Genomic DNA, 11,820 nt, shown 5'->3' with positions numbered 1-11,820 from the left:
TCGCTCGGATGTGACCATGGTGACTGCAAAGTGGGAGAGACGTCGCATTCTCACAGATTGACCGGTCCATACCAACGGGTCGGCGCGGGCGGGGACCGAGGAGCAGAAACGTGGTCAGCAACGCGTCGTCCAGCGTGAGCGTGGCGCACACGGCCTCTCCCCCTGATCATGGCCGGGGATGTGTGTGCCGGGGGGCTTCGAACAATCGAACACCACACCCCCTCATGCACATCGTCGGCAGGGCAGAGGTCGGTGTGGTCGCGAAGTTGGAACGCGCTTTCTCAGCCGTCGTTTTCAAGCCCCGACAAGAAGCTGCGTACGCCGGGCCTGCTCAAGCGGCGGCGGTGCCAGTCCGGGTGCTGATGCGGCTGAAAGGCCCGATGGGGTGTCTGCGGAGTGGGTTCGGTCACGCGCAGCCAGCGCCCGAGTACTTTCCTGACGCAGTATTGGCACAGATCGGCCTGGACCCGATTGCCGTCACCGAAAACACTGCCGTAGCCGGCCGTGAAGTCGATGGAAATCCGTTCCTGGTTCTCGTCGTGGTCTTGCGTGCGCATCACGCGCCCGCAGCGGTCGCAGATGCACACCCGCTCTGGCATGGCTTTGATCTTGTACATGGTCCGACTCCTCTTACGTGGGATAGGGATGAACGAACACATTCGGTTCAAGCCGAACCGGTTTCGCTCATGAGTAAGAGGGGGCAATGAAGGCCCTGGACCCGGGGGTATTGTGACGCGGGAGCATGATTCTGCAAACACATGGCCACGATGTCGTCAGGTGATGCGGGATCGGGCTTACTCCCAGCGGGCATCCAGGCCGCTTCAGTGCAGCACCCGGCTCCCGCCGCAGCACACCGAAAAGCCTCGTCCGCTCCCACACGGACAGGGCGCGTCCTCCTGCCACGCCGGAGTCTCCTCCCCGCGCGCCATCGCCGCCATCGCGCTCCTGACCTCATGCTCGGTGATCCGGTCGGCAATGGCCTCCAAAGTTTGAGGCAGCACATCGGTGAGGGCCTCACACTGTGTCGGGCTCAGCGGCCTGTTCGGCACGGCATGGCGAAACCTCTGATCGACCTCGAGCGCGGGCTCCTGGGGCGCGGCGGCGAGTTGATGGACCGGCCACAGCAGGGTCTGTATGTCGGGCGCATCGCACAAAGGCCCCCAGCGATCCCACGCGTGCGCGATCCCGCGCAGAAACCCCGCACACCAGACGCTGCCGTCCGAGCGCTCCTCATCCCGATGTGGGTACACCCGCACCATCGGCGCGAAGAGATACTCGGGGTCGTCGAGTTCGATGTCGATGCGGGTCATCATCTTGCCGACCAACTCGCCCACGCGCCGGGCCTGAGGGACAGCTTCCAGATCCAGTGGCAAGCCCGGCATCGGCTTGAGAATCCACGGCAAGATCGGTTCGACCCGCGGCTTCCCCCCGCTCATGACCAGCGCCGTCAGAAAGCCATGCAGGCCGTCGACCGGGAGCGAGGCGCTCACCCCCTCGACAGACGACAGCAAGACATCCAGTTCTTCGAGTTCGGTTTCTGTCATCGTCGGGGGCGATCGCTTGTTCGGGCACCGATTCTACTGTCGAGGTCGATCAGCGTGCCGACACGAGGCACTGCCTCATTTGTAGGCAAATGCCACACCGCCAGACGCCATAGGTCCCGAAAAGACTTATCCACAGCTCCACTCACATCCCTGTCCCCATCGGCTGGGGACAAGGTTTGTGTGAAAAGTGCGTGCTCCATCACCGCGCGTGAGAACGATGTCAACGCTCAAAACACCACGGGCGAACTGCAGGGCATCGGGGCACGCGTGTGGTGTTCAACATGGAGGGCGAATCGGGCAGCGGCGGGATGAATATGGACTTTGCCGCCGAATGCCGATGTGACAATTGAAGAGGCTTGTAATGGCACCGTCCCGGCCACTGAACTCGAGAAATCTTCAAAGGACTCGAATTTTCCTCACAACTTTCAGCTGTCGTGGCGATCGAGTCGAAAAGCACGAAAACCTACCTTGCCTCGGAGCCATCCTCCGGCGTGAGCCCAAACGACTCGCGCACCACTTCTTCAACACGGTCCAGCACATTGGCAGGCAGATGAAAATACTGCTTTCGCCGCCTCGCAGAGAGCCGTCCCTGACTCGACTGCGCCATGCGAATCAAAGCCGACAGGTCCTTCCTGGGCAGATCGAACTCTGCATCCAGTTGGGCGAAGGCCTTGTCGTAGCCGCTCAGCCACGCCAGTTCGCGGGGGATCTCGTCTTCCACGGCCTGCTGGATCATGCGGTGCAGGAAAGCCGCTTCCTTGCTGGCATCGAAGAACCGGTAGGCCCTGCTCCCCGGATGCGCGGTCACATGTGGCGCCTCCTCGGCGCGCACGTAACGCCACAGCCGCGTCACCGGCTGGGAGAATGCCGAAAGCACCTCGAGGTAGGCCGGGATGTTCTTCAGGATGACGGCCGACACGGGCACCACCGTTCCTGTCGGAAGCAGCCCCGAGTGCGTCAGCACGTGGTGGATGAGAAACCGGTGCAGGCGCCCGTTGCCATCCATGAAGGGGTGCAGGTAGACAAAGCCGAACGCGGCCGCTGCCGCCTTGAGCAGTACATCGGTACAGCGGTGCTCGTCGTTGATGAAGGCCTCCCAGCCCCGCATCGCGCGCGCGAGTTCGGCCTGCGGCACCGGAAAGAAGGTGACGCGGCCGGTGGCGTCCTCGAGCCAGTTCTGCCTTGTCCGGTAGGAGGCTTCCTGGCTGTAGACGTCGCGCACCACGGCATTCTGCAGGCTCACCAGCCAGTCCTCGGTGACCTGCGTGGTTTCTCCGGCGCGCCGGAGCAGTTGAACGAAGCGCTCTTGCTTGTCCGAGCTCGGATGCTCGCGCTCGATCTCGAAGCTGCTGCGGGTCTCTGAAAGGTACAGGTAGCTCAGCGCGCGCTCATGGAGCGACGCGTCGGTCACGGACGCCAGGGTCTCGCGCGCCTTGTCGAGGAGTTCTGCCAACGAAGGCGCGCTCGGCAGCGCCGCGCGCCTCACCACCGGGGAGAAGTCGGCCGTTCCCAGTGCGTTGTTGCGCACGCGGAACTTGCGGTCGTTGGTGGGCTGCCCGGCGGTGACGTAATCGTCCGCAGGAAACAGGTCGACGTAGCCTCCCGCTGGCAAGGCCTCGGCCGGGAGTTCATGTCCCGTAAGCCACTCCCAAAGATGGCAAGCCCGCCGGATGTGCGCGCCGTTGGGCGCCTCGTTCAACCGGGCCAGCAAGTCCTGCGGTGGGAGATGCTCGAACAAGGCGTCGATCACCTCGAGATTCACGCCCTCGTGGCGCAGGGCAAACTCGAGTTGGCCGATAAGCGTGTCCTCGATGGCGACGCCGCGCGGGAAAAGGACGCGGTCGGCCGAATCCACTCGCCGATTGACCGAACCGCTGATCTCCGCGGGCTTCGCCAACGGTCGGACGGCCAAGGAAAGTCGGCTGATGAGTTGTGCGTAGCCGATTGTGGGCATCAAATCCTCGAAATCTGTTTGCGCGACTCGAAATTTCCTAACAGCTCTGGGTATTTCAAACAGTCTATTCGAGAATTTGTCGTTACCGCCGATCAACCAGCACTGCCGAACACGTCACGCCACCCGGCTCTTCGCTTCGGCAAGCTCCAGCACCGCCGCCAACTTGTCGCAGGCAGAGACGAGAACGCCGTCGCCTTCTGCCGCGCGCAGGTGGGCGAGGTAGCGCTCCTTCCGCTCGCACCAGGGGCTTTTCTGCCCCTGGGCATCCGGCAGGCCATCGGTACAGAACTGCACGAGGTCGAGGACCTGGCCACCAAAGGCGTCGCGGATCGGATCGGCCCACTGCGGACCACCGTCTTCGAGGACGTCGTGCAGCAGCGCGGCGATGACTTGGTCCTCGTTGCCACCATAGCGTTGAACCAGAGTCGCCACCGCAACCGGGTGCGTGATGTACGGCAATGGCAAGCCAAGAGCGTCCTCGGTCCCTTTGCGGATCTGGCCTGCCGCTGCGTGGCGCGCAACTGTTCGAGGTCGAGGGCCGGCTTGCACTCGACGAGTTCCGCCGTGCCATAGATTAGGCCGGACCCCGCCTTGATCAGGGCAATTCGGCCTCGGATGCTGGTTGCCCTCGTGCGCATCTCCCAGGTTTTCATACCCGCCAGGATGTGGTCGATCCAGGGGGAACGGATGACGAGTCCTTTCATGACCTGTTCGCTTCTTGGTGATGAATGTTGGATATGAGGAGCGCGAGGGCAGCAAGTCAAGCGCGCCGCTGATGAACTCATGCTGCCACGCCACTTTGGCGATATAGCGCCGTCAGCACCTCGCGCATCGCGGCGCCGTTTCCGAAGCTGCCATACGGGTCGAGCTCATCGGAGGCCAACCACATCGCAAAGCGCTGTCCCCAACCGACGTTGTCCCAGTAGCGCCGGCCCCAATCCTTCAGGGCCTGCGCCGGATGGCGATCGTTCACCAGCGCATCGGCCACCGCGACCGTGCAGACGGTGTCATCGGTATAGAACGCGTTCGGATGAAAGAAGGGTTCGAAGACCTTCGAGCGGTGGTTACGGAACTCGTACACCGAGCCGACGATGTCCCCGATGATGGCGCCGAGCATTTGCTGATCCGTTCTGGATGTGGTGCGGCGACAGTACAGCGCACCAGGCTCAGGGAGTGAGCCCATCGTCCATGTTCCACTCCTCGAGAAAGCGCTCGACGAAGGACGCCATGAACTGATGGCGCTCCTGCGCGAGCAGGCGTCCCGTCGCGGTGTTCATGCGGTCCTTCAGCAAGAAGAGCTTCTCGTAGAAGTGATTGACGCTCGTACCCTTGGCGGCCTTGTAGGCATCAGCGGTCGCGTGCAGGACAGGCGGCACTTCGGGGTCGTACATCAGGCGTCCCGCATGGCCGCCGTACGCGAAACAGCGGGCGATACCGATCGCCCCGATCGCATCGAGCCGGTCAGCATCCTGGACGCATCGCCCCTCGAGCGTCCGCATGGGCTGCCGGACCCCTGCGCCTTTGAACGAGATCGTCGCCACGATCTCGACGACCGGCTCAACGAGGTCGTCGCCAGCACCTTCCTCGCGCAACAGCCGCTCGGCCTCGCGTGGCCCGATGGCGTCGTCACCCCCGTGGAACTTCCAGTCGGCAATGTCATGGACGAGCGCCGCCAACTCGACGACGTCGAGCCTCGCCCCCTCGGCCACGGCGATCTTCCGGGCCAGGCGCCAGACACGGTGGAGGTGGTGCCAGTCATGGCCCGAGGCCTCCTCGGCGAACCGGGACCGGATGCGTGCGGCGACACGCTGCACCCGGTTGTCGGGGTCCGGCTGGATCCCATCGCCCGCCGGGACGGCAGTGTTGGAATCAGAGCTTGTAGGCAACCTTCCCCTCCGTGATCGTCACCTGACCGCGCTGCTTAAGTTCGGCGAGCAGCTTCTTCAGGTTGGCGTCGGAAATCGGCTGGTTCGTACGCTGCTTGATCAGAGCCTGGATCGTCGTCATCAGGGTCGCCTCCTTGCGCGGTCGCGAGTTGCCGCGCTTGCGAAGGTCCTCGAGGACGAGCGCAAGGCGTTCCTGATGGGTGTCCCGGGTCGGCGCGGCCGCTGCAGGCGCACTGGCGGCAATAGCAGGCGGCTTCACGACCGGTGGAGTCGGGTTGTCGCCTTCAGGCAGGGGCAGCGCACCTGGCGCGGGCGCGGACTCTCGCGGCCGGGGGCAGTGGAAGTCGCCGCGCTGGTTCAGCACGATCTGCAACTTCTCCTTGATCGACTTCGATCCGAGCAGGCTGTTGAGGGTACGGCAGCAGGCGACACAGTTCTCCTCGCTGTTCGTGCCCCCGTTGGCGCTGGCCACCAGGTGCTCGATGGAGGCCTCACCGCGAGGCAAGGGCTGCCGGCAGAAGAAACACAGGCCGCCCTGCATGAAGAGAAGTCGATCGAGATGTGGAGTGCTCATGCGCGGATTCTATGGGCGGCTTGCATCCGGCATCAATGCAAGACCGGCATGCGATGTGAGAGATTGCCTGACGCGCCGTCGCCCCCTACCCCTTCACGCACACCACCTGCTTCAAGGTATGCAGGACCTCGGTGAGGTCGCGCTGGTTGGCCATCACTTCGTCGATGTCCTTGTACGCCCCGGGAATCTCATCGACCACGCCCTTGTCCTTGCGGCAGATCACCCCTTCTGTCTGGCGTGCGAGGTCGGCCTCGGTGAAACGCCTGGTCGCGGCCGTGCGGCTCATGCGCCGGCCGGCGCCGTGTGCGCTTGAGCAGAAACTCTCCGCGTTGCCCTTGCCGCGCACGATGTAGCTGCGCGCGCCCATGCTGCCAGGGACGATGCCGAGTTCCCCCTTCCCTGCACGAATCCCGCCCTTGCGCGTCACCCAGACATCGGCGCCATAGTGGTGCTCGCGGGCGACGTAGTTGTGGTGGCAGTTCACCGCCTCGGTCGTGACCGTAAACGGCGGCAGGTGGCGCGCCAGTCCCGCGAGCACGAGCTCGAGCATTGCCTGGCGGTTGGCCATCGCGTACTCCTGCGCCCAATGCACCGCCTCGACGTAATCGGCGAAGTGCTCGCTGCCCTCGGCAAAGTAGGCCAGATCGCGATCGGGCAGGTGGATCATGTGGCGCGCCATGTCCTTTCTCGCCAGCTCGATGAAGTACGTCGCGATGGCGTTACCGATGCCATGGCTGCCTGAGTGCAGCATCACCCAGACCTGCTCGTGCTCGTCCAGGCAGATCTCGATGAAGTGGTTGCCGCCCCCGAGCGTGCCCATCTGGTTCGCCCACTTGGAGAACTTGCCGAAGGCCTTGAGCAGTTGCGGATGGCGCTCGGTCAGCGCCTTGAGGCCGGGCTCGAAGGGGCGCACCACGTCGGCCAGCACCCGGCCGTCCGCATGCTGATCGCGGCCGACCGGCACATCGCGGCTGATCTGATCGAACACCCTCTTCAGTCGCTTCTCGTCGATGTCGTTGGCGGTGAGCGACAGGCGTGCGGCGACCATGCCGCAGCCGATGTCGACCCCCACCGCCGCCGGGATGATGGCCTGGTGGGTGGCGATGACCGAGCCGATGGTCGCGCCGATGCCCAGGTGCACGTCGGGCATCGCGGCGACGTGGTGGTGGATGAACGGCAGGCTCGCGATGTTGGCGAGCTGCGCCTTCGAGCCCTCGTCGATGTCGTCGGTCCAGATCTTGACCGGCGTGGCGTTCCCGTCGAGAACCTGTTTCACGGGCATGGGGGTGTTCCTCGCATTTCCTTGTCGACGAGCGATACCCGCGCCCGGTTACCCAAGCGCCGTCGCCTCGTCCCGAAGGTCAAACACGCAGTCAGGCCAGCTCTGCGCGCGGAGCGTAACTACAAACACCTGCAAGCGCGCGACGATCGAAGCGGCCGCAGGGTCATCTTGCCTGACCTTCAGCGCCGCGCTCGGTGCCACGCGTTGCGCCAAGGCCTTGAGCCGACCCAGCGTGCCGGTGTCCGACAGCAGCGCTTCGTGAAGATCGCGCTGCGCCATCGCCTGAACGAAGCAAGCGACCACCCGGGCCTCGCCCTCCCCTTCAGCCAGCACGAACTCCAGCCAGTCGAGCACCGCCGCACCGACACCGATTCGGCGCAGCTCGGCATAGCCCTGCGGCCATTCGACCTGCGGATGACTGCGCAGCCACTGTGTCAGCCCAAGCGGGGTGAGACCTGTGTAATGCGGTTCGGCACACCAATAACGCGGATCGTCCCGGGGCGGCTGCCCGGTGTCCTGGTTCGCGCTTCGGCGCAGGAAAGCCGGGATGTCGTAGCTCCCAGCCTTGTTGGGCGAATCGCCGTGATCCGCGCGTCGACCCGATCGCAGCACCACGGGCGCATCGAAGGGATCGTCGAAGTCGAGATACCCACCGCTTGCCGCAGCTGGTGAGCCATAGTGCTCCGGCGCCTCATTCACGGTGAGCGGCGCCATGCAGGGGTCGATGCAGAAATCGATGCTGCCGAGCCCGCCAAAGCCGGCAGGCAGCATCGAGGGCACCTTCACGAGATCGGGCATGTCCGCCGGCTTGCCGGCTTCGGCACGCGTCTCGACGAGCAGGAAATGCGTCAGCGGGCTGACCAGTTGATACGCGACAGCCAACCCGAGCGCCTGATGCGATTGGGCGCCCTCGGTCGCGAGCACGGTTTCAATCTGCGCGGCAACGGCCATCCGGCTGAGCGTCGCATCATGCTCGGCAGCCGTCAGGGAGGCTTCGCCCAGCGACTCGGGTGCCCCTGCATGCGTGCGCGACCCGACCAGACGCACCGTCCCATCCGGCACCTGCGCAAAGCGTGCCCACACGGTCACCGCGTCACCGTCGAACACCGAGCCGGGTAGCGCGCTCATCCACATGGGCTGCGCACCGGCCGGCCACGCGAGTTCCAGGGACGCCATGCGCTGTGAGCGCAGGCGCGCAAACATGCGCAGGACGGCCGGCTCCACGGCCTCTCCGGGTGCAACGAAGTCACAGGCCCCGCCGGTCTCCTCGGCCAGGCGACGCAGCACACCCTCGGCCGGTGCGCTGCCGATACCGACGACGAACACCCGGTGACCCAGCGCGCGCGCCTTCGCCACCGTGCGCTCGATGGCGTGGATCTGGCCATCCGTGATGAGGAGCAGATCGACCGGCGCGGCACCTACTCCAGCGCCGGGGCTCGCCTCTGCGTCTCCGGCCAGGGCCAGGGTGGAATCCAGCGCCTTCTCCATCTCGGTCCCACCCAGATCCGCCTGCAACTGTGCCGCCCAGCGCTGCCCGGCCAGCCGGGTCGCGGGGCTCGTGCGCCACAGCGCGCGAGAGCGGTGCTCGACGGTGCTGCCGAAACGTGACAGCGAGAACCGCTCCCCCTCGCGCAGACCGGCGACGATGGCCTGCAGCGCACGACGCGCGGCGGCGATGCTGTCGCCCTGCATCGAGCCCGAGCAGTCCACGAGAATCTTTACCGCGAGCGGATGAGCCGACGCCGGCACGCGCGGGCAGAAGCTCGCCAGCACGCTGACCGCGCCGGGCTGCACCGTGTCCTGCGCGCACAGGGCGAGCGAATCCTGCGCAACCTCATCGAGCACCAGGATGAAGTCGCGATCGAGGCGGCCACCGCGCGCAAGCGACACGAGCATCGTCGTCGTCTCGCCCTCGCCTTCGAGCCGCATCGACAGCGGATGACTCGGCGAGCCGATGCGGGCGCGTGCGAGGGCGCCCTCGACGCACAGGCTGAGCTCGAACGGATGCACGACCATCAGATCATGCTCGACGACCTGGTGCGGCTTCAAGCCGGCATCGGCCACCGGATCGCCATAACGCGGGGCGATCACGGTGGGCACCACCAGGCGCAGGCCATGCTGCTCGAACTGGAGCACCTGGGCGTAGCGTAGCCGCACCACACAGGTCTCCCTAGGTGCGAGGTTGCCCAGGTTCAGCGTGTAGCTGCCATCGAAATTCTGCTCGAGCAGGATGGCGGTGTTGCCTTCGGCAAGTGCGTCCTCGTAGCCCTGCTCAGCCTGCTTCTTCTCGACCACCGCACCGGACAGGCGGCGATCGCCAATCTGGACCTCGACCCCGAGCAGCACGGCCGCCCAGGGCAGCGGGAAGGTGTAGACGAGCTCGACATGGCGATCGAAGGGGTTGGCAAAGCGCTGCTCGAGGTTCGCCTCGAAGAGCGTCCCGCGCAAACTGCCTTCAAAGCGGGCGCCCTTGAGCGTCAGTGCCTCACCCGCGCGCGTCTCGAGCCGTGCCGATTGCTGCTTCATCATGGTTCTCCCGCCTGTCGTTCGTTCTTGTTCGTGTTCGCCGGATCCACCTGCGAAGCTCCGTCTTCTTCACCCTGCGCCGCCTTGAAGGCCGTCATCACGCCCTGGATGAACTGCCGCACCGCCTCGGGACTCAGCCCCGCCCGCTGCGGATCGATCACTACCTCGATGCCCTCTGCCACCGTCAGATGGCTGCACACCGACACGCTGCCAATGGCGCGTTCGCGAGGCGGCACCGGCGGCGGCGCACCGTGGAGCAACTCGCGGATGCGCTCGAGCGAGACGCCGGCAGCGGTCCATTTGCGGATCTGCAGCAGCTGCTCGAGATGCCGCGCACCGTAGCGGGCCGCCCGGGTCTCGCCCTCGGGGCGGTCGACCAGGCCGATCTGCACGTAGTAGCGCACCGTGCGGGGCGGCAGGTCCGCAAGCACGGCCAACTCGGCCAGGGGATAGCTTGGGGAGGCGTCGGCGTTCATGGCACCTATTAAGCCACTTTTATTTGAACAGCACAACTGTGCTTTAAAACCAGCAGAGGGCTGATAGCATCCGGCCGTCTCCTGACCCGACCTGGCCGTCACATCATGTACCCACATCCCCGCCCGACACCGCCTGCAGACAGCCGGGGAACGCGAGCCGCGCTGATCTTCGCGCTCACTGCCGAGCGCCTGTCGATCCACTACGAGCATGGCCAGTGGCTCACCGAGGCCCAGGGCGCGAGCTTCATTGCCGACTGGCTCCGGCGCAGCGAGCGCGCACTGCCACTGGCCGAGCGCCGCCAGCTCTCCGCGCTCAGCGACGGGCTGGCGCGCCAGATCGCCGGCGCGCTGTCACGGGAAGCGGGTCTCTACACCACGCACGAGATGATGGAAGCGCTCGATCCGAACTACGACTCGGAGCTGGCGCGCTCGATGATGGACGAGTGCGCGCGCCTGCTGGACGCCGAGTGATGCGGGACGCTGACTGAGCCTCGACTGCACCGATCCGTCAGTCGCTGACCTTCCCGCGCGCGGCCTTGATCGACCCCCGCCGCGCCTTCCCCTCCAGCCTGCGCGTGACCGACGCGCGCGTCGGCCGGGTCGCACGACGCGCCTTCGGGGCCGCCGCCACTCGCTCGATCAGCTCTTCCAGCCGGCGCAGCGCCTCGGCGCGGTTCTTCTCCAGGCTGCGAAACTTCTGCGCCTTGATGATCACCACGCCCTCCTTGCTGATCCGATGGTCGTGCAGGGCGAGCAGACGCGCGCGCAAGTCCTCGGGCAGGCTCGATGCCGCGATGTCGAAGCGCAGATGCACGGCGTTCGACACCTTGTTGACGTTCTGTCCGCCCGCGCCCTGCGCGCGGATCGCGGTGATCTCGATTTCGTCAGGAGAAAGGGTGAAGCGGGAGGTCATCGCTCGGGCAGGATCAAGTCATACGGAAGGCAGTCGCTGCGGGCCGGGAACATCATGATTCTGAACGGCGACAGGCACAATGGCGCGCAAGGTACCTTCACCAACACCGGTGGCGCACTGCATCTCATCCTTCATCCGTTACGCCATGACCCAGCCCCTCCTCACCCCAGCGTTGCACCAGGCCGCCACCACCTGGATCGAATCGCTGGAACGTCATGCACAGACCTCCGGCCGGACGCTGGACGCGCGTGAGTGCGCGATGGCCGCAGAGGTGGGCGTATGCCATCCGGAGCGGATCCGGGTGCTGGAGATCGACAGCTTTCCGCAACCACCCGATCCGCAACTACGCGCCGCTGCGCAGGCAGCCGGCCTGCTCGGGCCCGAAACGATCGGGCTCACCGCTGGTTACGGGATCTTGCTGCGACGCGGATTCCAAGTCGATGCGCGCGTGCTCTCCCACGAATGCCGGCACGTTTCGCAATATGAGTGCGCCGGCAGCGTGTCCGCCTTCCTCGCCGCCTATCTCGACCAGGTCCTCCGCTACGGCTATCACCTGGCTCCACTCGAACAGGATGCGCGGGCACACGAACGCCCGGCCTATTCTTCCGGTCTGTTGGCAACAAATAGAACTGTCCGGTGTTGTAGCAAATGAATTGTCCGCTCGG

General features: G+C 65.4%; 13 protein-coding genes and 1 pseudogene. 2 read left to right on the top strand and 12 right to left on the bottom strand.

The genetic code is table 11. The annotated features are described in order from the left end of the window. Positions 1 to 281: 281 nt before the first annotated feature. The 11 genes and pseudogenes from ACUH78_RS17895 to ACUH78_RS17845 all read right to left on the bottom strand — a co-directional run bounded on the left by ACUH78_RS17895 (position 282) and on the right by ACUH78_RS17845 (position 10,242). A complete protein-coding gene (locus tag ACUH78_RS17895; RefSeq protein ID WP_510497584.1) occupies positions 282 to 617 on the bottom strand; it encodes a hypothetical protein in 336 nt (111 codons plus the stop codon). A 204-nt stretch (positions 618 to 821) separates the two neighbouring features. After that, positions 822 to 1,544 (bottom strand): UPF0149 family protein, encoded by a 723-nt coding sequence (locus ACUH78_RS17890; protein WP_510497583.1) that lies wholly within the window; start codon positions 1,542 to 1,544, stop codon positions 822 to 824. Positions 1,545 to 2,007: 463 nt separating this feature from the next. Further along, on the bottom strand, positions 2,008 to 3,498 hold the full coding sequence (locus ACUH78_RS17885; RefSeq protein ID WP_445334288.1) for a Fic family protein: 1,491 nt from the start codon (positions 3,496 to 3,498) through the stop codon (positions 2,008 to 2,010). A 114-nt stretch (positions 3,499 to 3,612) separates the two neighbouring features. Next, a complete protein-coding gene (locus ACUH78_RS17880; protein WP_445334289.1) occupies positions 3,613 to 3,963 on the bottom strand; it encodes an HD domain-containing protein in 351 nt (116 codons plus the stop codon). A gap of 95 nt (positions 3,964 to 4,058) precedes the next feature. Then, positions 4,059 to 4,136: pseudogene (locus ACUH78_RS17875) on the bottom strand (hypothetical protein); the annotation flags it as partial. 143 nt (positions 4,137 to 4,279) lie between these two features. Then, entirely contained in the window at positions 4,280 to 4,615 is a 336-nt protein-coding gene (locus ACUH78_RS17870) for an ADP-ribosylglycohydrolase family protein (protein ID WP_445334290.1), read from the bottom strand. A gap of 49 nt (positions 4,616 to 4,664) precedes the next feature. After that, complete coding sequence (locus ACUH78_RS17865) at positions 4,665 to 5,384, bottom strand: HD domain-containing protein (RefSeq protein ID WP_445334291.1); 720 nt, start codon at positions 5,382 to 5,384, stop codon at positions 4,665 to 4,667. Beyond that, positions 5,368 to 5,958 carry an HNH endonuclease gene (locus tag ACUH78_RS17860; RefSeq protein ID WP_445334292.1) on the bottom strand — a complete coding sequence of 197 codons (591 nt, stop codon included), beginning with the start codon at positions 5,956 to 5,958 and terminating at the stop codon, positions 5,368 to 5,370. The genes ACUH78_RS17865 and ACUH78_RS17860 overlap by 17 nt, the downstream gene beginning before the upstream one ends. Before the next feature lie 85 nt (positions 5,959 to 6,043). After that, positions 6,044 to 7,240 (bottom strand): RtcB family protein, encoded by a 1,197-nt coding sequence (locus tag ACUH78_RS17855; protein ID WP_445334293.1) that lies wholly within the window; start codon positions 7,238 to 7,240, stop codon positions 6,044 to 6,046. Between the two features lie 48 nt (positions 7,241 to 7,288). Further along, the gene (locus ACUH78_RS17850) at positions 7,289 to 9,769 is read right to left on the bottom strand and encodes a VIT domain-containing protein (protein WP_445334294.1); all 2,481 of its coding nucleotides are present in this window, start codon (positions 9,767 to 9,769) and stop codon (positions 7,289 to 7,291) included. Continuing rightward, positions 9,766 to 10,242: a helix-turn-helix domain-containing protein gene (locus tag ACUH78_RS17845; RefSeq protein ID WP_445334295.1), complete on the bottom strand. Its 477-nt coding sequence runs from the start codon at positions 10,240 to 10,242 to the stop codon at positions 9,766 to 9,768. The genes ACUH78_RS17850 and ACUH78_RS17845 overlap by 4 nt, the downstream gene beginning before the upstream one ends. Before the next feature lie 105 nt (positions 10,243 to 10,347). On the opposite strand from ACUH78_RS17845, the gene ACUH78_RS17840 reads away from it, so the two are divergent. After that, positions 10,348 to 10,713 (top strand): hypothetical protein, encoded by a 366-nt coding sequence (locus ACUH78_RS17840; protein ID WP_445334296.1) that lies wholly within the window; start codon positions 10,348 to 10,350, stop codon positions 10,711 to 10,713. A 37-nt stretch (positions 10,714 to 10,750) separates the two neighbouring features. Here ACUH78_RS17840 and arfB read toward each other — a convergent pair whose 3' ends face one another. Beyond that, positions 10,751 to 11,155 carry an alternative ribosome rescue aminoacyl-tRNA hydrolase ArfB gene (gene arfB / locus ACUH78_RS17835; protein ID WP_445334297.1) on the bottom strand — a complete coding sequence of 135 codons (405 nt, stop codon included), beginning with the start codon at positions 11,153 to 11,155 and terminating at the stop codon, positions 10,751 to 10,753. Positions 11,156 to 11,234: 79 nt separating this feature from the next. Between arfB and ACUH78_RS17830 the strand changes: the two genes are divergently transcribed. Next, positions 11,235 to 11,807, top strand: coding sequence for a hypothetical protein (locus ACUH78_RS17830; protein WP_445334298.1), 573 nt, complete (start codon positions 11,235 to 11,237; stop codon positions 11,805 to 11,807). Positions 11,808 to 11,820: the final 13 nt, after the last annotated feature.

It is taken from the genome of Thauera sp. ZXT1-4 (genome assembly GCF_052598215.2).
This window is presented reverse-complemented; position numbering and strand designations above follow the sequence as displayed.

Bases quoted from the DNA above. Each gene is read 5' to 3' on its own strand.
- ACUH78_RS17895 (WP_510497584.1), bottom strand. From the start codon at position 617: ATGTACAAGATCAAAGCCATGCCAGAGCGGGTGTGCATCTGCGACCGC.
- ACUH78_RS17890 (WP_510497583.1), bottom strand. From the start codon at position 1,544: ATGACAGAAACCGAACTCGAAGAACTGGATGTCTTGCTGTCGTCTGTC.
- ACUH78_RS17885 (WP_445334288.1), bottom strand. From the start codon at position 3,498: ATGCCCACAATCGGCTACGCACAACTCATCAGCCGACTTTCCTTGGCC.
- ACUH78_RS17870 (WP_445334290.1), bottom strand. From the start codon at position 4,615: ATGCTCGGCGCCATCATCGGGGACATCGTCGGCTCGGTGTACGAGTTC.
- ACUH78_RS17860 (WP_445334292.1), bottom strand. From the start codon at position 5,958: ATGAGCACTCCACATCTCGATCGACTTCTCTTCATGCAGGGCGGCCTG.
- ACUH78_RS17855 (WP_445334293.1), bottom strand. From the start codon at position 7,240: ATGCCCGTGAAACAGGTTCTCGACGGGAACGCCACGCCGGTCAAGATC.
- ACUH78_RS17850 (WP_445334294.1), bottom strand. From the start codon at position 9,769: ATGATGAAGCAGCAATCGGCACGGCTCGAGACGCGCGCGGGTGAGGCA.
- ACUH78_RS17845 (WP_445334295.1), bottom strand. From the start codon at position 10,242: ATGAACGCCGACGCCTCCCCAAGCTATCCCCTGGCCGAGTTGGCCGTG.
- ACUH78_RS17840 (WP_445334296.1), top strand. From the start codon at position 10,348: ATGTACCCACATCCCCGCCCGACACCGCCTGCAGACAGCCGGGGAACG.
- arfB (WP_445334297.1), bottom strand. From the start codon at position 11,155: ATGACCTCCCGCTTCACCCTTTCTCCTGACGAAATCGAGATCACCGCG.
- ACUH78_RS17830 (WP_445334298.1), top strand. From the start codon at position 11,235: ATGGCGCGCAAGGTACCTTCACCAACACCGGTGGCGCACTGCATCTCA.